20 protein-coding genes are annotated in these 25,614 nt (G+C 72.0%); 13 read left to right on the forward strand and 7 right to left on the reverse strand.

The features are described 5' to 3' along the window. The 3 genes from ACZ5XS_RS19290 to ACZ5XS_RS19300 form a co-directional block, all read left to right on the forward strand. Nucleotides 1-3,166: non-ribosomal peptide synthetase (locus ACZ5XS_RS19290; protein WP_468652803.1), on the forward strand; the 3,166-nt coding region annotated here is incomplete at its 5' end. A 556-nt stretch (nt 3,167-3,722) separates the two neighbouring features. Then, nucleotides 3,723-4,142 (forward strand): aspartate 1-decarboxylase, encoded by a 420-nt coding sequence (panD, locus tag ACZ5XS_RS19295; RefSeq protein WP_468652805.1) that lies wholly within the window; start codon nt 3,723-3,725, stop codon nt 4,140-4,142. 61 nt (nt 4,143-4,203) lie between these two features. After that, a complete protein-coding gene (locus ACZ5XS_RS19300) occupies nt 4,204-4,554 on the forward strand; it encodes a GNAT family N-acetyltransferase (RefSeq protein WP_468652807.1) in 351 nt (116 codons plus the stop codon). Between the two features lie 517 nt (nt 4,555-5,071). On the opposite strand, the gene gndA is transcribed toward ACZ5XS_RS19300, so the two are convergent. Continuing rightward, on the reverse strand, nt 5,072-6,511 hold the full coding sequence (gene gndA, locus ACZ5XS_RS19305) for an NADP-dependent phosphogluconate dehydrogenase (protein ID WP_468652809.1): 1,440 nt from the start codon (nt 6,509-6,511) through the stop codon (nt 5,072-5,074). A gap of 324 nt (nt 6,512-6,835) precedes the next feature. On the opposite strand from gndA, the gene ACZ5XS_RS19310 reads away from it, so the two are divergent. Continuing rightward, nucleotides 6,836-7,996 carry a transglycosylase family protein gene (locus ACZ5XS_RS19310; protein WP_468652811.1) on the forward strand — a complete coding sequence of 387 codons (1,161 nt, stop codon included), beginning with the start codon at nt 6,836-6,838 and terminating at the stop codon, nt 7,994-7,996. On the opposite strand, the gene ACZ5XS_RS19315 is transcribed toward ACZ5XS_RS19310, so the two are convergent. Then, complete coding sequence (locus ACZ5XS_RS19315; protein ID WP_468652813.1) at nt 7,986-9,266, reverse strand: DMT family transporter; 1,281 nt, start codon at nt 9,264-9,266, stop codon at nt 7,986-7,988. The two genes, ACZ5XS_RS19310 and ACZ5XS_RS19315, sit on opposite strands and share 11 nt — an antisense overlap. A gap of 210 nt (nt 9,267-9,476) precedes the next feature. On the opposite strand from ACZ5XS_RS19315, the gene ACZ5XS_RS19320 reads away from it, so the two are divergent. The 5 genes from ACZ5XS_RS19320 (at nt 9,477) to ACZ5XS_RS19340 (ending at nt 15,798) form a co-directional block, all read left to right on the forward strand. Beyond that, a complete protein-coding gene (locus ACZ5XS_RS19320; RefSeq protein ID WP_468652815.1) occupies nt 9,477-10,229 on the forward strand; it encodes an IucA/IucC family C-terminal-domain containing protein in 753 nt (250 codons plus the stop codon). A 38-nt stretch (nt 10,230-10,267) separates the two neighbouring features. Continuing rightward, nucleotides 10,268-11,422, forward strand: a complete 1,155-nt coding sequence (gene glgA, locus ACZ5XS_RS19325) for a glycogen synthase (RefSeq protein WP_468652817.1) — start codon at nt 10,268-10,270, stop codon at nt 11,420-11,422. A gap of 79 nt (nt 11,423-11,501) precedes the next feature. Further along, nucleotides 11,502-12,722 (forward strand): glucose-1-phosphate adenylyltransferase, encoded by a 1,221-nt coding sequence (gene glgC, locus ACZ5XS_RS19330; RefSeq protein ID WP_468652819.1) that lies wholly within the window; start codon nt 11,502-11,504, stop codon nt 12,720-12,722. Nucleotides 12,723-12,871: 149 nt separating this feature from the next. Beyond that, a complete protein-coding gene (locus tag ACZ5XS_RS19335; RefSeq protein WP_468652820.1) occupies nt 12,872-14,200 on the forward strand; it encodes a wax ester/triacylglycerol synthase family O-acyltransferase in 1,329 nt (442 codons plus the stop codon). Nucleotides 14,201-14,304: 104 nt separating this feature from the next. After that, nucleotides 14,305-15,798, forward strand: a complete 1,494-nt coding sequence (locus ACZ5XS_RS19340) for an SDR family NAD(P)-dependent oxidoreductase (protein WP_468652821.1) — start codon at nt 14,305-14,307, stop codon at nt 15,796-15,798. A 188-nt stretch (nt 15,799-15,986) separates the two neighbouring features. Here ACZ5XS_RS19340 and ACZ5XS_RS19345 read toward each other — a convergent pair whose 3' ends face one another. Then, nucleotides 15,987-16,829 carry an SDR family oxidoreductase gene (locus ACZ5XS_RS19345; RefSeq protein WP_468652822.1) on the reverse strand — a complete coding sequence of 281 codons (843 nt, stop codon included), beginning with the start codon at nt 16,827-16,829 and terminating at the stop codon, nt 15,987-15,989. Nucleotides 16,830-17,225: 396 nt separating this feature from the next. Between ACZ5XS_RS19345 and ACZ5XS_RS19350 the strand changes: the two genes are divergently transcribed. Beyond that, entirely contained in the window at nt 17,226-17,399 is a 174-nt protein-coding gene (locus tag ACZ5XS_RS19350) for a hypothetical protein (RefSeq protein WP_217240078.1), read from the forward strand. Between the two features lie 60 nt (nt 17,400-17,459). Next, complete coding sequence (locus ACZ5XS_RS19355; RefSeq protein ID WP_468652823.1) at nt 17,460-17,942, forward strand: GNAT family N-acetyltransferase; 483 nt, start codon at nt 17,460-17,462, stop codon at nt 17,940-17,942. A gap of 7 nt (nt 17,943-17,949) precedes the next feature. On the opposite strand, the gene ACZ5XS_RS19360 is transcribed toward ACZ5XS_RS19355, so the two are convergent. Continuing rightward, complete coding sequence (locus tag ACZ5XS_RS19360) at nt 17,950-19,293, reverse strand: amidase (RefSeq protein WP_468652824.1); 1,344 nt, start codon at nt 19,291-19,293, stop codon at nt 17,950-17,952. Between the two features lie 247 nt (nt 19,294-19,540). Between ACZ5XS_RS19360 and ACZ5XS_RS19365 the strand changes: the two genes are divergently transcribed. Both ACZ5XS_RS19365 and ACZ5XS_RS19370 read left to right on the forward strand, forming a co-directional pair. Beyond that, a complete protein-coding gene (locus tag ACZ5XS_RS19365) occupies nt 19,541-21,376 on the forward strand; it encodes a family 20 glycosylhydrolase (RefSeq protein ID WP_468652825.1) in 1,836 nt (611 codons plus the stop codon). A 15-nt stretch (nt 21,377-21,391) separates the two neighbouring features. Then, entirely contained in the window at nt 21,392-22,927 is a 1,536-nt protein-coding gene (locus tag ACZ5XS_RS19370) for an alpha-L-fucosidase (protein WP_468652827.1), read from the forward strand. A gap of 6 nt (nt 22,928-22,933) precedes the next feature. Here ACZ5XS_RS19370 and ACZ5XS_RS19375 read toward each other — a convergent pair whose 3' ends face one another. The 3 genes from ACZ5XS_RS19375 to ACZ5XS_RS19385 all read right to left on the reverse strand — a co-directional run bounded on the left by ACZ5XS_RS19375 (nt 22,934) and on the right by ACZ5XS_RS19385 (nt 25,517). After that, nucleotides 22,934-23,971 (reverse strand): alpha/beta hydrolase family protein, encoded by a 1,038-nt coding sequence (locus ACZ5XS_RS19375; protein WP_468652829.1) that lies wholly within the window; start codon nt 23,969-23,971, stop codon nt 22,934-22,936. 4 nt (nt 23,972-23,975) lie between these two features. Then, complete coding sequence (locus ACZ5XS_RS19380; RefSeq protein ID WP_468652831.1) at nt 23,976-24,716, reverse strand: YqjF family protein; 741 nt, start codon at nt 24,714-24,716, stop codon at nt 23,976-23,978. Nucleotides 24,717-24,806: 90 nt separating this feature from the next. After that, nucleotides 24,807-25,517: a FadR/GntR family transcriptional regulator gene (locus tag ACZ5XS_RS19385; protein WP_217240074.1), complete on the reverse strand. Its 711-nt coding sequence runs from the start codon at nt 25,515-25,517 to the stop codon at nt 24,807-24,809. Between the last annotated feature and the right edge of the window lie 97 nt (nt 25,518-25,614).

Below are 25,614 nucleotides of genomic sequence, written 5' to 3' on the forward strand. Positions count from 1 at the left end.
GGGAGGCGCGGCGAACATCGCGGACATCTACCCCCTCGCACCCCTCCAGGAAGGCATCCTCTTCCACCACCTGATGTCCGGTCAGGGCAGCGGCGACGTGTATGTCCTGCCGATCGTGCTCGCAATGGAATCGCGGGAGCGGCTGGACGCGTTCCTGGACGCGCTGCAGCAGGTGGTGAACCGGCATGACATCTACCGCACGGCCTTCCTCTGGGAGGAGCTGAGTGAGCCGGTCCAGGTGGTGCTGCGGGAGGTGAATCTGCCCGTCGAGGAGTTCGTTGCCGATCCCGAAGGCGGCAATACCGTGCAGCAGTTGCTGGCGCATGCCGGAGGCTGGATGGATCTGCGCAGTGCTCCGCTGATCCGGGCGCACGTCGCCGCCGAGCCGGGCGGCGACCGGTGGGTGTGCCTGGTGCGTATCCACCAGACCGTCCGGGACCACACGAGTCAGGAGGCCCTGCTGCGCGAGCTCGGGGCTTTCCTCTCCGGGCAGGGCGACTCGCTGCCGGCGGCCCTTCCGTTCCGCGGCTTTGTGACCCAGGCGCGGCGGGGCGTGGCGCGGGAGGAGCACGAGCGCTACTTCTCGGGGCTGCTCGGTGACGTCCACGAGACAACGGCTCCCTACGGGCTGCTCGACGTGCACGGCGACGGCAGTGATGCGGAACGCGCGAAGTGGTCCGTCGGCGAGGACCTGGCCGGTCGGCTGCGGAGCACGGCGCGCAAGCTCGGCGTGAGCCCGGCCACCGTGTTCCATCTGGCGTGGGCCCGGGTCCTCGCGGCGGTCAGCGGACGGGACGACGTGGTCTTCGGCACCGTGCTGTTCGGGCGGATGAACGCCGGCGCGGGCGCCGATCGTGTCCAGGGTCCCCTCATCAACACGCTGCCGGTGCGCGTCCGTGTGGGATCGGCGAGTGTGCCGGACGTACTGGCCGGTCTGCGGGACCAGCTCGCGGACCTGCTGGTGCATGAGCACGCGCCGCTGGCGCTCGTCCAACGGGCCAGCGGTGTGCCGGGCGGCAGCCCGCTCTTCACCTCGATCTTCAACTACCGGCACCACCAGGCCGCCGCGGAGGCGCTGAAGCACGACAGCGCGACCGTGCTCGAGGGCGTCAGCACGCTGCTCACCAGGGAACGCACCAACTACCCGGTGGCCGTGGCGGTGGATGACCACGGCTCCGGCTTCTCCCTGACCGTGGACGCCGTGGGCTCGGTGGACGCCGAAGCCGTCTGCGCCATGCTGCACACCTGCGTGGACAACCTGGTGGCCGCGCTGGAGACGGCGCCGGAGACCCGGTTCGCGGCGGTCGAGGTGCTGCCGGGGGGCGAGTTGCAGCGGATGCTGGAGGAGTGGAACTCTTCCGATGCGCCGGTGGCGGCCCGGATGGCGCAGGAGCTGTTCCAGGCGCAGGTGGCCAGGACTCCCGACGCGGTCGCGGTGGCGGCCGGGGAGACCGAGCTGTCGTATGCGGAGCTGGACGCGCGGGCCAACCGCCTGGCGCATTTCCTGCGGGAGTACGGGGTCGGCGCGGAGTCCGTGGTGGGGCTCTCCCTGCCGCGGGGCGTGGCGGCGATAGCCGCGATCCTGGCCGTGTGGAAGGCGGGAGCGGCGTATCTGCCCCTGGATCCGGAGTATCCCGCCGAGCGGCTGGAGTTCATGCTCGCGGACAGCGGAGCCGACGTCGTCGTCGGGCAGAGTGAACTGACACGCCGGGTCACCGTGCCGGGGCTCCCGGTGCTTGACCTGGACGACCCGGAGGTGGCGGCTGCCCTGGAGGCCGCGCCGGAGACCGCCCCGGCGGTGACCGGCGTGCCCGGCCAGACGGCGTATGTGATCTACACGTCGGGTTCGACGGGGCGGCCCAAGGGTGTAGCGGTGTCGCACGCCGGGCTGGCGGGCCTGGCGGCCGCACAGGTGGAGCGGTTCGCCGTAATGGAATCCAGCCGCCTGCTGCAGTTCGCGTCGCTGAGCTTCGACGCGGCCGTCTCGGACGTGGTGGTGGCGCTGTCGTCCGGTGCGTGTCTGGTCGTGGCGGGAGCGGAGGAGCTGCTGCCCGGACCGGGTCTGGCACGGGTGCTGGCTCGGCACGGGGTGACACATGTGACCCTGCCGCCGGCGCTGCTGGCGGAGCTCTCGCCGGAGGACCTGGCGTCGGTGACGACCCTGGTGTCGGCGGGTGAGGCGCTGGCCGCACCGCTGGTGGAGCGCTGGGCGCCGGGGCGTCGGCTGATCAACGCGTACGGGCCGACGGAGACCACCGTCTGCGCGACGATGTCGCAGCCGTTGGCGGTGCACGACACGCCGGACATCGGCGGCCCGATCCGAGGCGTCCGGGCCTTCGTCCTGGACGGGCAGCTGGCCCCCGCGCCGGTCGGGGTGATGGGCGACCTGTATGTGGCGGGCCCCAGTCTGGCCCGCGGGTATGTGGGGCGCGCGGATCTGACGGCCGAACGGTTCGTGGCCTGCCCGTACGCGGGTGTGGGCGAACGGATGTACCGGACGGGCGACCGGGTGCGTTGGACGGCCGAGGGCCGGCTGGAGTTCGCCGGGCGGGCGGATGAGCAGGTGAAGGTCCGCGGCTTCCGGATCGAGCCCGAGGAGATCGCGTCCGCACTGGCCCGCCACCCCGAGCTGGCCCAGGCCGCGGTGATGGTCCGGGCGGATGCGGCGGGCGGCGGGCGGCTGGTCGCCTATGTCGTCCCGGCAGGCGACCGGGTGGACATCGAGGACAGTGCGCTACGTCGGACGGTGCTGGACCACGTCGCGCAGACGCTGCCGCAGTACATGGTCCCGCAGGCGGTCGTGGTGCTGGATGCTCTGCCGCTGACGGTCAACGGCAAGCTGGACCGTGCGGCGCTGCCGGAACCGGACGTCGCCGCGGCGGCGGGGGCGGGCCGGCAGCCGGCCACGGAGCAGGAGCGACTCCTCTGCGAGGTGTTCGCCCAGGTGCTGGGCGTGCCCGTGGTGGGACCGGAGGACGACTTCTTCGCCCTCGGCGGGCATTCGCTGCTGGCCACTCGCCTGGTCAGCCGCGTGCGCACGGCGCTGGGCGTGGAGCTGCCGATCCGGATGGTCTTCACGGCGCCGACGCCGGCCGCACTCGCGGTCTGGCTCGTCGACCAGGGCCCCGACCAGACCGCGAGGCCCGCGTTGCGGCGTATGAGGTGACCTGAGGGGGCGCGACGGTGTGCCACGTGGACGTCAGGGCGGCCATGCGGTCCGCAGCTGGTGCACCGTCGCGCCCAGGTAGGTGCTGGTCAGGCGAGAACCGTACGCAGGCAGGGCCGGGACGGGTCATGGGTGAGAATCGCGGCATGGGGCCGACGGCGCGGTCGTAGGCCGTGTCGTCGTCATGCACGCCGTGGTCGGTGTCGCGAAGGCGGACCAAGCGCTCTCCGCCGAGACGCGGTCCGATGACCGGGCGAGCCCGTCCGGCCGTCCGGCCGCAGCCCGTCTCCCGGTCGCCTGCCGGGACTCCACCTGGCCGATCCCCGCACGAGCGGCTGTGCCGCACGGACATCGCCGAAGGCCCCAGGTCCGTCTGGGCCGTTTGCCCGCGCAGCAGTCCCGCCACCTTGCTGGGGCCCTCGTCGTCTGAGGATCCATCGCGCATGGTCGGCGGCTGCTCTTGAAAGGTCTTCGAGTCGAAGGCGTGCCGGTGTACAGTGATGGACGCCCTTGACCTGCAAAAAGCTGGCAGGGAGCCGTCTTCCAGGAGTCCAAAGTGCTGCGAACTCTGTTCAAGTCCAAGATCCATCGAGCCACCGTCACCCAGGCCGACCTGCACTACGTGGGATCGGTGACCATCGACGCCGACCTGCTCGACGCCGCCGATCTGTTGCCCGGCGAGCTGGTGCACATCGTCGACATCACCAACGGCGCCCGGCTGGAGACGTACGTCATCGAGGGTGAACGCGGTTCGGGTGTCGTCGGGATCAACGGAGCGGCCGCCCACCTCGTCCACCCCGGCGATCTGGTGATCATCATCAGTTACGCTCAGGTGACCGACGCCGAGGCACGGGCGCTCGAACCCCGGGTCGTGCACGTGGACCGCGACAACCGCATCGTGGCCCTGGGAGCCGACCCGTCCGAGCCGGTGCCGGGCTCGGACCAGGAGCGCAGCCCGCAGGCCGTGGTGGTCTGACCTCTCACTCCTGACCCGTGACCCTGATTCTCACGACGATCTTCGGACCAGGAGCATGCCCATGAGTGACATCGAGATCCGCGACGACCGGGCGGCGGGCCGCCTGGAGGCGATCGGCGACGGTTCCGGTGAAGTGGTCGGCCACATCGAGTACTTCCTGCTCGAGGCGCCCGAGGGCGCGCTCGTCCCGGTCCACACGATCGTCGAACCGGCCCACGAGGGGAAGGGCATCGCGGGCTCCCTGGCGCGTGAGCTGTACGCCATGGCCGAGCGCGAGGGCATCGTCGTCGCCCCGCTGTGCCCGTACGTCGTCAAGTGGGCCGAGCGTCACCCCGACGAGGCCCCGCCGGCCGACCCGGGCCTGCTGCGGGCGGCGAAGGCGTGGCTCGTGGCGCACCCGGGGCGGTTCTGAGGTACGCGGTCCGATCCCTCCCAGCCTCTCCGGGTCGTCCCGCACACCGGCAGACCCACCCGGCTCAGCCCCTTCACGCGGCGGGGTGAGTGGTGGCGCTGCCGTCGGGTACGCGGGGGAGTAGTCCAGAGCCGATGTCGACCGACTGGCCGGAGGACGCCATGACCAACCCGTACGCCGACCCCGTCCACCCGGACCCCACGCCGGGCCCCGGGCCGGGGCCCACCCCCGGCCCGTCTCCTCAGCCGCCGAAGCCGTACCCCGACCCGGTGCCGCCCGCGCCGGGTCCGGACCCGACTCCGCCCGCGCCGGGCCCGGACCCGGCCCCGCCCCCTTCGCCGACCCCGGAACCCTCCCCGTCCCCCATCCCGCCGGGCCCTGAGCCGGTCCCGAACCCGGAGCCAGGACCGCCACTGTCCTGAGCCGGCATCGCCGGCCCCCGGCCCTCGGCGCGCAAAAACGGCGGTGGACGGCCTTCCGGCCGCCCACCGCCGCTGTGCACCTCCGCACCACCTGCCTACTCGGAGACCTCGGACCGGTCCCCGCCCCACAGCGTGTGGAACGATCCGTCCCGGTCGGTCCGCCGGTAGGTGTGCGCGCCGAAGAAGTCCCGCTGCCCCTGCGTGAGTGCCGCGGGCAGCCGCTCGGCGCGCAGGGCGTCGTAGTAGGCGAGGGCCGCCGCGAAGCCCGGCGTCGGGACGCCCTGGCGGGTCGCGGCGACGAGGACCTCGCGCCAGTCGTCCTGGGCCGCCGCGATCTCCTGCGCGAACGTCTCGTCGGACAGCAGGCTCGGCAGGTCCGCCCGGGCGTCGTACGCGGCCCGGATACGGTCCAGGAAGGCCGCGCGGATGATGCAGCCGCCCCGCCAGAGCGCGGAGACGGCGCCGAGGTCGATGTCCCAGCCGTACTCCTCACTGCCCGCGGCGATCTCGTGGAAGCCCTGGGTGTACGACACGATCTTCGAGGCGTACAGCGCCTGCTCCACGCGGTCGGCGAAGGCGCCCGCCTCCGCCTCGCTCAGCGGCGACGCCTTCGGCCCGGCCAGCCCCCGCGAGGCCTCCCGCAGCGCGGCATGCCCGGAGAGCGAGCGCGCGAAGACCGCCTCGGCGATGCCGGAGACCGGGACGCCGAGGTCGAGGGCGATCTGGACGGTCCAGCGGCCGGTGCCCTTCTGCTCGGCCTGGTCCACCACCACGTCCACGAAGGGCTTGCCGGTCGCCGCGTCCACGTGGGACAGCACCTCGGCGGTGATCTCGATCAGGTAGGAGTCGAGGCGTCCGGTGTTCCAGGTGCGGAAGATGTCCGCGATCTGCGCGGGCTCGTACCCGGCGACGTCGCGCAGCAACTGGTACGCCTCGCCGATCAGCTGCATGTCGGCGTACTCGATGCCGTTGTGCACCATCTTCACGAAGTGCCCGGCGCCGTCCGGACCCACGTGCGTCACACACGGCGTTCCGTCCGCCGCCTTCGCGGAGATCTTCTCCAGCATCGGGCCCAGCGAGTCGTAGGACTCCCTGGGTCCGCCCGGCATGATGCTCGGTCCGAGCAGCGCGCCCTCCTCGCCACCCGAGACGCCCATGCCGACGAAGTGGATGCCCTGCTCGCGCAGTTCGCGCTCGCGACGCCGGGTGTCCGCGAAGTGCGCGTTGCCGCCGTCGATGATCATGTCGCCCGGCTCCAGGAGCGGGGCGAACTCCTGGATCACCGCGTCGGTCGGGTCGCCGGCCTTCACCATGACGACCAGGCGCCGCGGTCGCTCCAGAGCCGCCACGAACTCCTTGGCGGTCTCGGCCGCGACGAAGTCGCCCTCGCTCCCGAACTCCTCCACCAGCGCGTGCGTACGCGACGCCGTCCGGTTGTGCAACGCGACCGTGTAGCCGTTGCGCGCGAAGTTGCGGGCGAGATTGCGGCCCATGACCGCGAGTCCTGTGACGCCGATCTGGGCTGAATTGCTCATTCGGTTGGCTCCTCAAGGATCCGGGGATCCGGTTGTCGGTGGTGCCGGTGGTGCCGGTGGTGCCGGTGGTGCCGGTGTCTGCCGGTCGTGCAGGTCAGTATCGCCCCTCGGCCATCCTGACGTGCCGGTACACCGACCGCGCGTCCGGGCCGGGCGGCGCTCCGCAGGCAGATACGCATGAGAGGCACCACCTGGCTCAGCCGCCGCGCAACTGCCGCTTATTCCTGATTTCTTGAACGGAAGCACGGCCGATTGCCGCCTTGTCATGGCCTGTTCGCAGCGCTTACTTTTGCCCCTCCTGACGCATGCCTAGGGGGGCTCTTCATGGCCGTACGCGGCCGGCACCGCCGGTATCAGCCGAACAGGATCAACCGCGCCTCGCTCACCGTCACGGCGGGCGGTGCCGGGATGGCGATGCCGCTCATCGGTGCCGGGGTCGCGCAGGCCGCCGACGTGGACACCTGGAACAAGGTCGCCGCCTGCGAGTCGAGCAACGACTGGAACATCAACACCGGCAACGGCTACTACGGCGGACTGCAGTTCACCCAGTCCACCTGGGAGGCGTACGGCGGCACGCGGTACGCCCCGCGAGCGGATCTGGCCACCAAGGACCAGCAGATCGCCGTGGCGGAGAAGGTGCTGGACGGGCAGGGACCAGGGGCCTGGCCGGCGTGCTCGGTGCGGGCCGGCCTGACGCGGGGCGGCGACACCCCGGACATCCGTCCCGCCCCGGCCGGCGACAGCGCCGCGAAGAAGCCGGGCAGTGCCGCGGCGGACGTGCAGCCACAGACCACGCCCCAGTCCCGGGCCGGGACCGCCGAGATGTACACGGTGGTCCGCGGCGACTCGCTTTCCGAGATCGCCGACGCCCAGCGGGTCAAGGGCGGCTGGCGGGGGCTGTACACGGCCAACCGGAAGGCCATCGGACCGGACCCCGACCTGATCGTGCCCGGCCAGCGGCTGAAGCTGCGCGGCCAGGACACCACCACCGCCACCACGACCACCCGGACCGGTGGCGGGTCAGCCACCGAGAAGGCCGCCTCGGGCACCCAGGACTCCGAAGAGAAGGCCACGACCAGCCGTTCCCTGGTCTCCCCGGTGAACGCCGGCCCGGGCACGCCGTACCGCAAGACGGGTTCCTCCTGGTCGAAGGGCTACCACACCGGCGTCGACTTCGCCGTGCCCACGGGCACCTCCGTGAAGGCGGTCTCGGCCGGCAAGGTCGTCACCGCCGGGTGGGGCGGATCGTTCGGCTACCAGGTGGTGATCCGGCACTCCGACGGCCGCTACACCCAGTACGCGCACCTGTCGGCGATCTCCGTGAAGAGCGGGCAGACGGTGGGCGGCGGCCAGCGGATCGGCCGCTCGGGCTCCACGGGCAACAGCACGGGCCCGCATCTGCACTTCGAGGTGCGGACGGGGCCCGGCTTCGGAACGGACATCGACCCGGTGGCCTACCTGAAGGCCGGCGGCCTCAGGATTTGACGCGCGTGCGGTGCCGGTCGACGACGGGCAGCGGGACGAACAGGCCGGCGTGGAAGGGTCCGTAGAGATACGCCGGCACGTCGGACTCCGACGACGCCGCGCTCTCTGCGGCGTCCTCCGTGCCGGTGTCGCCGTCCAGGGCCGACGGCGACACCGGGACCGGGACCGGGACGAGCGCGCCGTCAGGCACCGCGGCAGCCGCCGGGGCCGGGGCCGGCACGGAGTCCGGGATCGCGGCAGCGGAGGGGGCCGGAAGGAGCGTGGCCTCCTGGACCGCGGCAGTCTCCGGAGTCGGGACGAGCACGCCGTTCCGGACCCCTGCGGCGACCGGCTGCTCGGGCACCCTGAGGGCCTGGCGCCCTTCGGCCGGGACCGGCTCGGGCAGCGGCGTCACCGGCCGGGCCGCGGACTCGGGCAGTGGCTCCACGGGCTCCGGGTGGGTGCGCTGCAGCCGCTCGGTGGTCAGCAGGATCAGGCCGCCCGCCGCCACCACACCGCAACTGAGTGCGAGCGCGGTGCCCGTGGTGCCGTAGCGGAAGGTTTCTCCGAACATCGTGATGCCGACCGCGGCCGCCGCCACCGGGTTCACGACCGTCAGCGTGGCCAGCGGGGCCGCGAGCCCCGCGCCGCGGTAGGCGGCCTGGGACAGCAGCATGCCGGTCGTGGCCAGGACACCGATCACGGCCAGGGACGGCACGTCGGCCGCGGAGACTCCGCCCGTCCAGTCGACGGCGACGGTCTTGGTGAAGACCGAGGACATGCCGAACGCGATACCGGACGCGATCGCGAGCAGGATGCTGCGCACCGCCGGGTGCCGGTGTGCGGCCCGGCCGGCGATCATCAGCGCGATTACCGCACCGGCGGTGACCACGGCCACCCCCACCCGCTGTGTGGTGTCCAGCGACTGCGCGTCGGACGCGCCGACCAGGGAGAGCAGACCGGCGAGACCGACCGTCGCCATGATCGCCCCGCGCCACGCGGTCGCCCCGGCCTTGCGGCCCACGAACAGGGCCGCCATCGGCAGCGCGAAGACGATGGTCAGCGCGCCCAGCGGCTGCACCAGGCTCAGCGGGCCGTAGGCGAGCGCCACCACGTGCAGCAGTGCACCCAGGCCGTTCAGTCCGACCGCCGCCCACCAGACGGGCCGGCGCATCGGCGCGTACTGCTGACCGGGGGAGGAGACCGCCACCTGCTCCTGGACGATCGCCCCGCCCGCGTACGCCACGGCGGAGACGAACGACAGGAGCACGGACAACGCGAGGGCACTCATGAGCGACTCCTCTGCGTGAGGCGGGGGCGCTGGGCCCGGCGCGGCGTACTGTCGGCTTCCATGACCAACACGATCCCGTGAAAAATTCTTCCCGTCGTCGTCCCTGAGCAGTTAATGGGTCCTACTGCCGATGGAGTACGAATCGGGCGCAGTCATCCCCAGGGTGGGTGCCCCTGGGCGAACCCCTAGTGGTCGGCGCCCCTAGAGGCCTTGGTATTACTGCTCTTCGTGGACCTCGACCCCGATCTCGCCGCGCTGCGCCCGCTCGGCGGCTTCTTCGCACTGCACACGGCAGGAGCCCCGCACGCGCCACCGCCGACGCTCGCGCACGTGTACGAGGATTTTGCGGATGTTCACGAAGATTCTATGACTTTCCGGGTGCGCAAGGTAGGCGCCGCCCTGCGCGCCCCCGAGCCGCGCGTCGCGGCCTCCGTGGCCCAGCAAGGGCTCGCCGCCCGCCTGTGGTCGGTGGCTCTCGGCTGCGCCGCCCTCTACGGCCGGCTCCCCGACCTCGACCCGCGGCTGTTGCACTGGGATCCCGACGGCAGCGCCCCCGACGACCTGTGGCTGGCCGCCGTACGGCCGCTGCCCGCGGACGCGAAGACCCTCGCGGACGTCGTGCTGCACGCCCACCTCCAGCCGGTGACCGACATCCTGCACGCCCGGTACCGCGTCGCCGAAGGCCTGCTGTGGGGAAACGCCGCCTCCGCGCTGGCGGGCGCCGCCCGGCAGCTGGACGGCTGGGCGCGGCGTCACGGCCGTACGGACGTGGCCGCGACGGCCCGCGCCCGCACCGCGGAACTCCTCGCCCACCCCCTCCTCGCGGGCGCCGGTACCCTCACCGGCACCGCCTTCCGCCGACGCAGCTGCTGCCTCTACTACCGTGTGCCCGCCGGGGGCGTATGCGGTGACTGTTGCTTCACACGACCCCCGCGGTCTTCCCCGCACGCCGCATCTGGGTGACCATGAAGACAAGCAGCCGCTGAGACAGGGGGTTCCGGGTGCGTGTGGGACTGCTGACCCGCGAGTACCCGCCGGATGTGTACGGCGGTGCGGGCGTCCATGTCGAGTTCCTCGCCCGGGAGTTGAGGTCCCTCGTCGACCTCGATGTGCACTGCTGGGGCGAGGGCCGTGCCGACGGTGTGATCCGCCACCGCCCCTGGCCGGTGCTGGACACCGCCAACGACGCGCTGCGCACCTTCTCCGTGGACCTCGCGATGACCGCCGGCCTCGAAGGCCGTGAGCTCGTGCACTCCCACACCTGGTACGCCAACCTCGCCGGCCACCTCGGCAAGCTCCTGTACGGCATCCCGCACGTGATGACCGCCCACTCCCTGGAGCCCCTGCGTCCCTGGAAGGCCGAGCAGCTCGGCGGCGGATACGCCCTCTCCAGCTGGGCGGAGCGCACCGCGATCGAGTCAGCCGACGGGGTGATCGCCGTCTCCGGTGCCATGCGCGACGACATCCTCGGCTGCTACCCGGCGCTGGATCCGGCCAAGGTCCACATCGTGCACAACGGCATCGACACCAGCCTCTACCGGCCCGACCACGGCACCGACGTCCTGCGCCGCATCGGCCTGGACCCGGACCGCCCGTACGTCCTGTTCGTCGGCCGCATCACCCGCCAGAAGGGCGTGCCGCACCTGCTGCGCGCGGTGCGGGACATCGATCCGGCCGCGCAGGTCGTGCTCTGCGCCGGCGCCCCCGACACCCCCGAGATCGACCAGGAGTTCCGCGAGCTCTTCCAGGAGCTGAGCCGGGTCCGCGAGGGCGTGCACTGGATCCCGCAGATGCTGCCCCGGCCCGAGGTGATCCAGCTTCTGACGCACGCCGCGGTGTTCGCGTGCCCCTCGGTGTACGAACCCCTCGGCATCGTCAACCTGGAGGCGATGGCGTGCGGCACTCCCGTCGTGGCCTCCCGGGTCGGCGGGATTCCCGAAGTCGTGGACGACGGGAAGACAGGACTGCTCGTGCCGGTCGACGACGACTTCGAGACGAGCCTCGCGCAGGCGCTGGACTCGGTCCTCGGGGACCCGGCGGCCGCGCGGGAGATGGGCGAGGCGGGGCGGGAGCGAGCGGTGGGCGAGTTCGGCTGGGACGCCGTCGCCCGGCGTACGGTCCGGCTCTACGAGGAGATCCTCAAACCGGACCAGTAGGTCGGAGTCCTCGAACAGGCGTAGTCCGCCCTGCTCGGGGGCAGGCATGGATGATCAACCCAGGGTGAGGGGAGCGGCCATGCGTCGTGGTGGTCCTTCGGTGCTCGGCATCGTGCTGGCGGGCGGAGAGGGCAAACGCCTGATGCCCCTGACCGCGGACCGCGCGAAACCCGCGGTCACCTTCGGCGGCACGTACCGCCTTGTCGACTTCGTGCTGTCCAACCTGGTCAACGCCGACATCCTGCGCATCTGCGTGCTCACGCAGTACAAGTCGCACTCGCTGGACCGGCACATCACCACCACCTGGCGGATGTCCAGCCTGCTCGGCAACTACGTCACCCCGGTCCCGGCCCAGCAGCGCCTCGGCCCGCGCTGGTACCTGGGCAGCGCGGACGCGATCCTGCAGTCCCTGAACCTCATCTACGACGAACAGCCCGAGTACGTGGCCGTCTTCGGCGCCGACCACGTCTACCGCATGGACCCGCGTCAGATGCTCGCCCAGCACATCGAGAGCGGCGCGGGCGTGACGGTGGCCGGGATACGCGTCCCGCGGGGCGAGTCGTCGGCCTTCGGCGTGATCAGCCCCGGCTCCGACGGCCAGACGGTGGAGAGCTTCCTGGAGAAGCCCGCCGACCCGCCCGGCCTGGCCGACGACCCCGAGTGCGTGTTCGCCTCGATGGGCAACTACATCTTCACCACCAAGGCCCTCATCGAGGCGCTGCAACGGGACGCCGAGGACGTGCACTCGGTGCACGACATGGGCGGCTCGATCCTGCCGCAGCTCACCGACCGCGGCGAGGCCCAGCTGTACGACTTCAGCGCCAACCACGTGCCCGGCGAGACCACCCGCGACCAGGGCTACTGGCGGGACGTCGGCACGCTCGACGCCTACTACGACGCCCACATGGACCTCATCGCGGAACGCCCCACCTTCAACCTGTACAACCGCAGCTGGCCCATCTACACCCACTCGGGTCAGCTCTCCCCGGCCCGTTTCAACGCGGGCGGCATCGCGAGCGAGTCCATCATCAGCGCGGGCTGCCTGATCCGCGGCCAGGTCACCCGGTCGGTCCTGTCGCCGGGTGTCGTCGTCGATCCGGGAGCCGTGGTCCAGGGCTCGGTGCTGCACGACAACGTGCACATCGGGCGGGGCGCGGTGGTGCGCGGGGCCGTGCTCGACAAGAACGTCCAGGTCCCACCGGGCGCGACCATCGGCGTGAATCCGGAGCGGGACGCAGAGCTGTACACGGTGTCCAAAGGCGGAGTGATCGCACTGGGGAAGGGCCAGCAGGTGCCCTGATTTCCTGGGCCTTTGCCCCTGTGACAGCCGGGGCCCAGGGCGCCGGACTTAATCTGCTGTTAACTGAGCGTAGCCTGATCGTACTTGACCGTAATCGCTTGGGGGCGATTGACTGCTTGCCTCACCCGTCGTCGACGCGAGGCAAGCCATTGACTCCTGACCTGCTCGCACCTCTCGACCTGGCGTTCTGGAACATGGAATCCGCCGAGCACCCCATGCACCTGGGCGCACTCGGCGTCTTCACGGCGCAATCGCCCACCGCGGGTGCTCACGCGGCCGACCTGCTGGCCGCGCGGGCCGCCGCGGTGCCCGGACTGCGGATGCGCATCCGGGACGTGTGGCCCCTGGGCTTCCCGGGGGCCTTCGGCGGCGCGGCACGCGAGCCCGCTCCGGACTTCGACCCGCTCGACCACGTCACCCTGCACGCCCCCACCGCGGACTTCCAGGCCGAGGCCGGCCGGCTGATGCAGCGGCCGCTGGAGCGGGACCGGCCGCCGTGGGAGGCGCATGTGCTGCCGGGTGCGGACGGCGTCTCGTTCGCCGTGCTCTTCAAGTTCCACCACGCCCTGGCCGACGGCCTGCGCGCACTGACGCTCGCCGCGGCGATCCTGGACCCGATGGACGTGCCGGCCCGCCGTCCCCGCCCCGCCGAGCCGGCGCGCGGTCTGCTCCCGGACGTCCGCAGACTGCCGGGGCTGGTGCGCGGCGCCCTGTCCGACGTGGGCCGGGCCCTGGACATCGGCACCTCGGTCGCCCGCTCCACCCTGGACGTACGGACCTCCGCCGCCCTCACCGCCCGGTCCACCGGCACCCGCCGCACCGCCGGGGTGGTGGTCGACATCGACGACGTGCACCGCGTCCGCAAGGCCGTCGGCGGCACCGTCAACGACGTCCTGATCGCCGTCGTCGCCGGCGCCCTGCGCAGCTGGCTGGACGAGCGGGGTGACGGCAGCGAGGGTGTCGCGCCCCGCGCCCTGATCCCCGTGTCCAGGCGCCGCCCGCGCACCGCCCACCCACAGGGCAACCGGCTCTCCGGGTACCTGATGCGGCTTCCCGTCGCCGACTCGGACCCGCTCGGCCGCCTGGCCACGGTCCGCACGGCCATGGACCGCAACAAGGACGCCGGGCCCAACCGGGGCGCCGGCGCCGTCGCCCTGCTCGCCGACCACGTCCCGGCGCTCGGCCACCGCATCGGCGGACCGCTGATGAGCCAGGCCGCGCGGCTGTGGTTCGACATCCTGGTCACCAGCGTGCCGCTGCCCGGCATCGGCCTGAAGCTCGGCGGCAACCCCGTCACCGAGGTCTATCCCTTCGCCCCGCTGGCCGGCGGGCAGTCCCTCGCGGTCGCGATCTCGACCTACCGCGGGCGGGTGCACTACGGGCTCGTCGCCGATGCCGAGGCCGTGCCGGACCTCGATCGTCTGGCCCTGGCCGTGACCGCGGAGGTGGAGACGCTGATCGCCGCCTGCGACCCATGATCGTCACGGGTTTGGTGCTATGGCCCCGCGCTCCGTAAAATGCCCTGTTCGAAAGCGGTCGTCGTCGGAGCGCCGCGCGAAACACCCAGGGAACGGCAGCGGCCATGACGGTGACAGACAACGGCTCGGCGACCACGGACGAGATCGTCTACGGTCCCGGCATCGACCCGGAGCGGCTCGCCGTCTGCCTCGGTGTGCTCGAGGAGCTCGACAAGCTGGACGTCGACCACCCCGACGCGATCACCGTGCGCCGGGCCACCGCGGGCATCTACCGCAGCGTCAAGCAGCGCCGCCGCCAGGAGCGCCGGGCCGCCAAGACCGCCCATGACAAGGCGGTCACGGAGGCCACGGCGACCGGCTCCGCCCAGCGCATCGACGACGAGACGGAGGGCATCCTGCCGTCGTCGGCCACCGGGGAGGGGAAGATCGCGGGGATACTCCAGCGCCCGCGCTCCTGCTACACCTGCAAGGCGCGGTACGTGGAAGTCGACTACTTCTACCACCAGCTCTGTCCCGACTGCGCCGGCCTGAACCGTGCCAAGCGCGACGCCCGCGCCGACCTCACCGGCAAGCGCGCCCTGCTCACCGGCGGCCGCGCCAAGATCGGCATGTACATCGCGCTGCGACTGCTGCGCGACGGCGCGCACACGACGATCACCACCCGCTTCCCGAAGGACGCCATCCGCCGCTTCAAGGCCATGGACGACTCGGGGGACTGGATGCACCGCCTGGAGGTCGTCGGCATCGACCTGCGCGACCCGGCGCAGGCCGTGGCCCTCGCCGACCAGGTAGCCGAGGCCGGCCCCCTCGACATCCTCATCAACAACGCGACGCAGACCGTACGCCGCCTGCCCTCCGCCTACGCCGCCCTGGTCGAGGGCGAGAGCGCCCCACTGCCCGCCGGTGAGCTGCCCGCCCACCACGTCATCGGCGCCTTCGGCTCGGGAGCGGTGGACGGTCTGGCCGCGCTGCCCGCCGGGATCTCCGGCATGGACGCGCAGCAGGTCGCCGACCTCGCCCTGGTCGCGGGCAACGCCAGCGTCGCCCGGCACCTCGACGGCACCGCCATCGACGCGGGCGGCCTCGTCCCCGACGTCGTCGACAGCAACACCTGGGTGCAGACGATCGAGCAGATCTCCCCGGTGGAGCTCCTCGAGACCCAGCTGTGCAACTACACGGCGCCGTTCATCCTGATCAGCAAGCTCCGCCCGGTCATGGCCGCCGCCGCCGGGCAGGCGACGAGCGGGCGCGCGCACGTCGTGAACGTCTCGGCGATGGAAGGTGTCTTCGGCCGCGGCTACAAGGGCGCCGGCCACCCGAACACCAACGCCGCCAAGGCCGCGATGAACATGGTGACGCGGACCAGCGCCCAGGAGATGTTCCAGTCCGACGGCATCCTCATGACCTCGGTCGACACCGGCTGGATCACCGACGAGCGCCCCCACTACGACAAGCTGCGCCTCGCGGAGGAGGGCTTCCACGCCCCCCTCGACCTGGTCGACGGAGCGGCCCGCGTCTACGACCCGATCGTGCGCGGCGAGGAGGGCGAGGACGTGTACGGCGTCTTCCTCAAGGACTACGCGCCGGGCAAGTGGTAGGGCGCTAATTTGCTGGCCGACCGGAGCGTCGCTGTCCTACGGTGAGAAGCGAACGCCGGTGTGCCCGGTGCGATGGTCACGCGTACTTCCTGGTTCGACTCCATGCAGGCCCGCCCTCGGGCCTGTCGCCCTTCGGGGGCGATCGCGTAGCCGCCTTGATCTCGGGCACCCGCGCCGGCGTGTCGTGTTCACCGGTGTCCGGCCTCCGGCGGTGCCTGGGACCGCAGCCGCTCGTGCACCGCGTACGGCGCCGACGTGGACGCGGCCCGCACCCGCGTACCCCCGTCCACCAACAGGTCCGCCCCGGTCACCCACTGCGCCGCGTCCGACGCCAGCCACGCCACCGCCCGCGCCACGTCCTCGGGTTCTCCGATCCGCCCGAGCGGCAGCCCCGCCGCCACGTCCCGCTCGCCGGGCTCCCACACGAAGCGCGCCATCTCGGTGCGTACGAGGCCGGGGGAGACGGAGTTGACGCGCACCCTGGGGGCGAGTTCGCCCGCCAGCTGTCCGGTCAGATGCAGCAGGGCCGCCTTGCTGGTGCCGTACGCGCCGACGCCCGGCCCGACGTGCCCGGCGCCCTCCGTGCAGACGTTCACCACCGCGCCGCCGTGCTCGCCCATCCAGGCCCGCCACGTGCACTGCACCAACCGCAGGGCGGCCTCGACGTTGACCGTGAACGCCTCGCGCCAGGCGTGCGGATCCGCCTCCATGAGGGGCCCGAACGGCTGGTTCGTCGCCGCGTTGTTGACCAGTATGTCGATCCGGCCGAACTCGCGCAGCGTCAGTTCCGTGACCTCCCGCAGGTGGTCGGGGTCGGCCACGCTGCCCGCCAGTCCGACACCGCCCAACTCCGCGGCGGTCCGGCGCACGGCGTCGGCGTCGCGGGCGGTCACGCACACCAGCGCCCCGGCCTCGCTCAACTCGCGGGCCACCGCCCGCCCGATGCCGCGCGTGGCGCCGGTGACGATCGCGGCCCTGCCCTGGAGTGCCTGAAGTCCTCGGTGCCCTTGCGGTCCGTACGACGACGTCATCGGCGTACCGTCTCACGACGGGATCCGAACTACGCCGCTTGTGCGGTGGCGTAGGCCATCCGAGGGACCCTCACACCGGGCGCGGCGTGACAAACCGGTGCAGACTCCGCCTAGGGAAACACGGGGCGACTTCGGATAGTTACCCTTTGTTTTCAGCCCTATCGAGCGGCCTGCCGCTCATTTGGTTAGTCTGTAGCGGACGGACAGCAGTACCGGGTTCTACCCACACCCAAGGTCCGTCATGGGACACACCCGTTCACCACGGCCTGCTCTCGTACGAGCAACCGACGCCACCGCGTCCAACTGCCTCTAGCCACACCCAAGCGGGCGTCTGGTACCTGGCCGCAGACTGGGCAGGTACGCCCCGAGGGTGATCCGACACATAAGGAGTGCGCGGTGACACCGGAGACATCGAATCGCGAGCAACGCCCCAAGGAACGCACGGAGCGTGCGGGCCGCCGAGCCGGAGAGCTCGGCAGCCTCGACGTGTGGGCCCGGTCGGCCCCCATCCGCCTGGCGGGCTACGAGGACGACCTCGCCGAGCCCCACATCCTGCCCAGCGTGGACTGACGCCCGGGCAGAACCCGTCGTCGCGATCGCCGAACGCATGGGCGTGCGAGACTCACGCCCATGCTGATCAGAGAAGCCGTGGCCCAGGACTGGCCACGGATCTGGCCTTTCTGGCACCGGATCGTCGCCGCAGCCGACACCTACACCTGGGACCCGGACACCTCCGAAGAGGAGGCACGTGCCCTGTGGATGGCGCCGGCCAAACGCGTCTACGTCGTCGAGGACGACACCGGTGCCCTCGTCGCCTCCGCCTACCTCACCGCCAACTACGGCGGCCCCGCCGCCCGCATCGCCAACGCGGGCTTCATGGTCGACCCCGACCAGGGCGGCCGGGGCATCGGCCGCGCCCTCGCCGAGCACGTCCTGGACGCGGCGCGGGCCGAGGGCTACCGGGGCATGGTGTTCAACGCCGTCGTCGAGACCAACCCGGCCGTGAAGCTGTGGATCTCCTTCGGCTTCACGATCCTCGGCACGGTCCCGGACGCCTACGCACACCCCCGGCACGGGCGGGTGGGCCTGCACATCATGTACAGGGCCCTCTAGCCCGCCTCTACTGCAGAGGCGCCGTCCGCTGCCACGGACGCCGCTCCTCCAACTGCTCCGCCACCGCGAGCAGATCCGCCTCCGAACCCGGCCGCCCCACCAGCTGTACGGCACAGGGGGCGCCGGAGGGCAGGGTGCCGAACGGGACCGACATCGCCGGCCAGCCGGTCAGGTTCCACGGCGGGGTCAGGGGCGAGTAGTTCGTGTTGGCCAGGACGTTGCGCAGCCAGCCCCGCTCGTGCCAGGCCGCGGCCTTGGGGGAGCGGCGGGCGAGCGCCGGAGTGATCAGCACGTCGTACTCGGCGAAGAACGGCTCCAGACGCCGGCGCAGCGCCTCACGCCCCTCCCCGGACCGCACGGTGTTCACGAAACGCCGGCCCACGGCCGCGTGCACCCGGGTGCGCCGTGTCAGCAGCCGCCGGTCGAGACCCCGCGCGTCGATTGCCGTGCCGGCCGTCCAGTGGGCGAGCGAGGTGAAGCTCAGTGACAGCGGGTACGACGGATCGGCCCGGCGTACCCGGTGACCGGCCTTCATGAGCAGCTCCGCCGCCTCCCGGACCGCCGTCGTGTACGGCGTGCTGACGGCGGTGCCGGCGATCGGGCTGCGCAGGGAGACGGCGACCCTGTGCGTGGCGGACGCGTCCCGTTGTACGAACCCGGTGTCCGCGAGGACCGACAGCATCAGGCGTGCGTCCTCGACCGTGGTCGCCAGGGGGCCGTTCTCGGACATGCCGAACCAGTCGCCCTCGCTGATGCCGGCCGGGACCACGTGGGGGCCGGGCTTGATGGTGACCAGGCCGCAGTTGGCCGCGGGTATGCGCAGGGAGCCCATGCCGTCGTTGCCCAGGGCGATCGGCACCAGTCCGGCGGCGACCGCGGCCGCGCTGCCGCCGGACGAGCCGCCGGCCGTGCGCGAGGTGTCCCACGGGTTGCGGGCGGTGCCGTGGACGCCCTCCGAGGTGCCGAAGACGCACAGTTCGGGCACGTTGGTCAGCCCCACGACCACCGCGCCGGCCGCCCGCAGCCGGGCCACGGTGACGTGGTCCTCGTCGGCGGGCGTCTCGGGAGTGGCCGCGGAGCCGATGCGCATGGTCTCGCCGCGCACGGAGAGGTTGTCCTTGACGGCCACGGGCACCCCGGCCAGGGGCAGTTCGCCCAGGTCGCCCCGTGTGGCCAGCTCGTCGGCCTCGGCGAGCGCGGCCTCGGCCCGGACCACCCGGAAGGCGCCGAAGCGAGCGTCGAGCCGCTCGATCCGGGCGAGGTGCTCGGCCACCACCTCGCGGGGCGTGGCCCGCTTGTCCCGTACGGCGGCGGCGATCTCGGCGGCGGTCCGGCCGACCCAGCTGGTCACGGGGGCTCCTCAGGGCTACTCGCGAGTACGTAGGGAGAACTCTGCCCGGGAGCGGGCGCCGCGTCGAGAGCGCTCGCGCTTGGACATTCGGACCGGTCTTCTTGGACTTTTCGCGGTCCGGCCGTCGACCCCGGCGACTGACCTGCCAGGTCATCCGATCAATCACCCAACTTCAGTGCCCTCGGGACCCGTTGACAGGCTGAGAGGGCGAGCCAATCATCAGGCCTCCGATGAATGGGAGTCGCTGATGAGAAAACGGCTGAGACTGATCGGCGTCATGGCGGTGCTGATGGTGCTCCTGGCGCCGGTTCCGGCGCTCGCGCGACAGGAGCCGGGTCCGCCGCTCACCGTCCCCGCCCTGACCGACTGGACGCCCGCCTCCGGCAGTTACGTCTTCCGGCACGGCGTCCGTCTGGTGGCGGACAGCCCTGCCGAGCGACGGGTCGCCGCGACCCTGGCCGACGACCTGCGGGCGGCGGGCCACGGCACGGTCCCCGTCGTGAAGGGCGGCGCCCGCGCCGGTGACATCCTCATCGCCGTACGGCCGTCGCGGGCGGCCCTCGGCGACGAGGGCTACGAACTCCGCGCGGGGGAGCGGCTGTCGGTGACCGGCGGCACCGAGACCGGCGCCTTCTACGGCACCCGGACCCTCCTGCAGCTCCTCGCGCAGGGTGACCGGATCCCCGCCGGACGCACCGTCGACGTGCCGCGCTACCAGGAGCGGGGGGCCGGCGTCTGCGCCTGTTACATCCACATCTCGCTGCCGTGGCTGGAAAACCTCGTCCGTGAGATGGCGTACCACAAGCTCAACCAGCTGCTCCTCGAACTCAAGGTGAAGAGCGACGCCCACCCCGAGGCCAACACCTGGGGCTACTACACCAAGGACGAGATCCGCCGTCTCGTGGCGCTCGGCGACCGGTACCACGTCGAGATCATCCCCGAGATCAACTCCCCGGGACACATGGATCCGTGGATCGGGAACCGGCCGGATCTCCAACTGACCGACTCCGACGGCGCCAAGCAGCCCTCGCGCCTCGACATCACCCAGCCGGCCGCCTTCGACTACTACACGAGCCTGATCGACGAGTACGCCCAGGTCTTCACCGCCGGCTCCTGGCACATGGGAGCCGACGAGTACATGCTCGGCTCCGACTTCGCCAAGTACCCGCAGGTCCTGCGGTACGCCCAGGACAGGTACGGCCCGAACGCCACACCCCAGGACGCGTTCATCGACTTCGTCAACCGCGTCCACGCCTACGCGGCGGCCAAGGGCAGGAAACTGCGCATCTGGAACGACGGCCTCACCGGCGCCAACACCGTGCCGGTGGCCGCGGGCACGACCGTCGAGCACTGGCTGAACGTGACGACGAAGCCGAGCCGGCTGCGCGCACAGGGCTACCCGTTGATGAACGCGGCCTACGCGCTGTACCTCGTGCGCGGCGGCTTCCACAGTGACACCGAGGGGCTGTACGACCAGAACTGGGATCCGCGCAGCTTCGAGGGCGAGAAGCTGACCTCCGGCGACGGCATCACCGGCGCGAAGATCAGTCTCTGGCCCGACAACGGCCGCGGCGAGACCGAGAACGAGGTCTCCGTCGCCCTGTGGCCCGCCCTGCGGCACATCGCCCAGGCCACCTGGGGCGACCCGCACCCCGACGCCACGTACGCCGAGTTCACCGCACGCGGTACGGCCGTCGGGCACGCGCCCGGATGGCGGGACCTGACGCGGGTCCCGTTGGCGGACGGGACGTACACCTTCGAGACGGTCGGCCGGTCCTTCGACGCCGAGGTGCGGCGCACGGCGGACGGCTATGTGACCCTGCGGACCGACGAAGGCTGTCTGGAGATACGCGGCGGGAGGCTCACGCTCAACGTGCCGCTCCAGCCGGGCGTCGAGGCCACCGGGCAGACCTGCGACGCCGCGAACACCCTGCAGCGCTGGGAGGCGGAACCCGCCGAGGGCGGCTACCACCTGGTCAACGCGATCACGCGGATGGCCGTGAGCGTGGCCGACGACGGTTCGCTCGTGCAGGACCCGCCCGACCGACACGCGCCCGCCCTCTGGCACCTGACCGCCCGCTGACGCGAGGAGCCCACCATGACCGTCTCCCGACGCCTCTTCGTCACCGCGGCCACCGCATGCGCCGTGACCGGAGTCCCCGCCCTGCCGGCGTCCGCCGCGGCGGAAGACCCCCGCCACCGCATCCCCGTCTCCCCGGACGACACCGAGGCCGACCTGGTCCGCAAGGCCTCCCAGGTCCGGCCCACCGAACGGCAGATCGCCTGGCAGCGCCTGGAACGCACCGCGTTCCTGCACTTCGGCGTGAACACCTTCACCGGCCTCGAGTGGGGCACCGGCGACGAGGACCCCGACGTCTTCCAGCCGGCCGGCCTCGACACCGACCAGTGGGCCAGAGCCCTGCGCGACGGCGGCTTCAGGCTCGCCATCCTCACCGTCAAGCACCACGACGGCTTCGTGCTCTACCCGTCCCGCTACACCGACCACACGGTGGCGTCCAGCAGCTGGCGGGGCGGACAGGGTGACGTACTGCGCTCGTTCGCCGACTCGATGCGGCGACACGGCCTCAAGGTCGGCGTCTACATCTCGCCCGCCGACGAGAACCAGTATCTGCACGGCGTGTACGCCAACGGCAGCGCCCGCTCCGCGCACACCATCCCCACCCTTGTCGACGGCGACGACCGCACACCGGGGCGGTCGTACACCCTGCCGGCCACCGACTACGGCGCCCACATGCTCAACCAGCTCCACGAAGTCCTCACCGAGTACGGACCGGTCGACGAGGTGTGGTTCGACGGCGCCCAGGGCCACATCCCGCCGGACAAGGTCGAGAAGTACGACTGGGACAGCTGGTACGCCCTGGTGCGCTCGCTCGCCCCCGACGCCGCGATCGCCGTGTCCGGACCCGACGTGCGCTGGGTCGGCAACGAGAGCGGGCCGGCCCGCGAGGACGAGTGGAGCGTCGTACCGGTCCAGGAGAAGGACTACGGGCGCACCGACTACGCGCTCTCCTACGACGCTCCCGACATGGGCAGCCGGAAGGCGCTGGTCGCGGCCCGGCCGGTGGCCGACTACCTGCAGTGGTGGCCGGCCGAGTGCGACGTGTCCATCCGGGACGGCTGGTTCTACCACGCCGGCCAACAGCCCAAGACGGTCGAGCAGTTGACGGACATCTACTTCCGGTCCGTGGGCCGCAACTCGGTGCTCCTGCTCAACGTCCCGCCGGACACCGACGGGTTGCTGCCCGCCGCGGACGTGGCCCGGCTGCGGGAGTTCCGCGAGCGGGTGGACCGGGAGCTGCCCGAGGACCTGGCGAGCGGAGCCCGGACCACCGCGGCGCCCGGGCGCGTCACCGTCGACCTCGGCACGGAACGCGAGGTGGACCGGATCCGGCTGGCGGAGGACGTGCGGCACGGCCAGCAGGTGGAGAGCTTCGTGGTCGAGGCGTATCGCGACGGCGCCTGGGCGCAGGTGACGTGGGCGGGGACCGTCGGCGCGAGCCGGATCCTGCTCCTGGCGGCCCCGGTGCGGGCGCGGCGGTGGCGGATACGGGTGACGGGGGCACGGGCGGCCGTACGGATCGCGGAGTTCGGGCTGTACCGCTCGCGTCTGTGAGAGGCCTCAGCGCAGGTGGCGCTGGAAGAACGCCGTGGTGGCGTCCATCGAGCGAGGCCACTGCGGTCCGAACGTGTGTCCCTCGCCGGTGTAGGTGCGCAGCTCGACGTCCTTGCCCGCCGCCTCGAACGCGGCGACTGTCTGCCGCGTCCAGGTGAGGGGGCAGGTGTCGTCGGCGGTGCCGTGGTGGATGAGCAGCGGCTCGGTCACGCGGTCGACGTAGGTGACCGGTGAGACCGCGCGCCAGAAGGCCGGATTCTCCTTCTGGGTGCCGTGCTCCGCCTCTATCTCGGCGACTACGGGGTCGTCGGCGGGGCGCTGGAAGTGGTCGATGTTCTCGGCCGGGCGCGAGCTGACCGGCGCGAAGGCGACGGCGGCGTCGAACAGCCCCGGAGCCACCACCAGGGCGTTGTAGACGACGCCGCCGCCCATCGACCGGCCCAGCAGACCGATGCGGTCGCCGTCGATCTCCGGACGCCCGGACGAGCGCAGGGCCAGCGCCGCTCCGATGACGTCCTCGGTGTAGCCGAGGCGCAGGTTGACGTCGTTGTCCGGGTCGTCGTCCGAACCCGCGTGGTTGCGGTAGTCGGTGTGCAGGACGACGTAACCCTCGCGGGCCAGCAGGTCCTGTTCGCGGGCCAGGCCCCGGCCGGTGGTGTAGACGGCGGGGTCGATGTAACCGTGGGCCAGGACCAGCGCGGGGAACGGTCCCCTGCCGGTCGGGATGTTCATCAGGCCCGAGATCGTCAGCCCGTTCGCCTCGTACGTCACCCGGTAACCGGTGTAGGCGGCGGTGCGGGTGAGGACGGTGCCGAGCCGCAGGCCGGAGCCCTGGTGCTCGCGCTGGATCAGGCCCGGGATCGACACCGGGTCGACGGGCGTGGGGGTCGGGGAGGGTGTCGCGGTGGGGGCCCGGCTCGTGGTGGCGGTCGGCGCGGGCGGGGTGGTGCGGGCGGCGTCGCCGTCGGCACTGCCTCCGGTGCAGCCGACCGTGGCCGCCAGCATCGTCGCGGCGGCTGCGCAGAGGGTTCCCCATGACCGCATACGGCTAGTGTTCCCCGATCGGCGAGGGGGTACCGAAGCGCACCTTCACTCCCGGCGAGTAGAGCACGCTGACCGGCGGGCCCGTCATGGGCGGCAGGCCCGCGGCCGTGACCAGGCCGTCGTCGAGGTCGAGCAGCTCGGCCCGGTGCAGCGGCCACGGCGCGTGCTCGTTGGGCAGGTGCAGGGTGCGCCCGTGCCACGAGACATGCAGACCCCACCGTGCCGTCAGGAACCGTTCCAGAGGGGTGGGTTCCGCGATTCTCCGGCCGGTGCGCACCGTCGCACGGCTCACCGGCCCGCCGTCCGCAGGGCGTCCCCGCCGGCAGCTGTAGGTGATCACATCGTGCTCGCGGCGCAGACGCATCGACGACCACGTGTACGGCAGCCGGACCCCGAGCCGGCCGATCAGGACGGGGAGCAGCCGGGCCGCGTCCAGGGACCGGAAGACGACGCCGCGCCGGCCCTGGCCGTCGACCGAGTAGAGGCGCACGTTCGTCTCGCAGAACGTGCCGAGGTACGGCAGCCCGGGACCCGGTCCCAGGCCCACCCCGCGCATCAGGAACGGGACCAGCCCGACGTAGGTGACCCCGTCCAGGGTGTCCGGGCGGGTGCCGGCCGGCAACAGCGCCGCCACCCGGTCCGGCTCCACCGGCCAGTGCAGGAAGGTCAGGTCGTGCCAGCCCTGCACCAGCGTGGGCCGCCGCACGGGGCGTGGCGTGGACAGGGTGACCGGCTCGGTCTGCATACCGCAGCGTCCCACAGCCCGTGATCGACGGGTGTCCGGCCCCTGACCGACGGGCGTCCGGCCTCCGACCTGCGGACGCCCGGCCCCGGTTCAGCGGATGCCGTCGACCACCTGGGAGCGCAGCCACTGCTCCACCTCCCCCACGTGCGCGGCGGCGGCGGCACGCGCCGCCTCCGGGTCGCGGGCGACCAGCGCGCGGTGGATCGCCGCGTGCTCGCGGCGGGTGCGGGCGAAGGCGCCCTCCTCCTGGTAGCCGCGCCAGACGCGGGCACGGAAGGTGCGGGAGGAGAGGCCGTCCAGGATGGCGGCCATGGTCTCGTTGCCGGCGGCCGCGGCGATCTCGCGGTGGAAGGCCAGGTCGTGGGCGAGGATTTCCTCGGGGTCCTCGGTGGCGTTCATGGCCGTGAGGTGTTTCTCGACCTCGGCGAGCTGGTCCGGGGTGATCCGGGCGGCGGCCAGCGCGGTCGCCGTCGACTCCAGGATGCGGCGCACCTCGAGCAGCTCCACCAGGCGCGGGCCACGCGAGAGGTCGGCGACCACACCGAAGGTCTCCAGCAGGTCGCCGGCCTCCAGCTGTGTCACGTAGATGCCCGAGCCGTGCCGGGCCTCCAGCACGCCCAGCACCGTGAGCGCGCGGATGGCCTCGCGCATCGAACTGCGGGAGATGCCGAGCTGCACCGCCAGATCACGCTCGGTGGGCAGCCGCTGGCCCGGCTCCAGCCGCCCTTCGCCGATCATCGCCTTGATCCGCTCGATGGCGCGCTGCGTCACGGTGCCCTTCTGGGGGGCCGTCTCGTCCACGCCGTTCCTCCACTCACCGGGTGCGCCGCAGTCTAACCACCAGAGTGGTCGGACCACTACGGCCGAAACTCCGGGAAATGTGCCTCCGAAGACTGTT

The organism is Streptomyces sp. NPDC033131, from assembly GCF_055578365.1.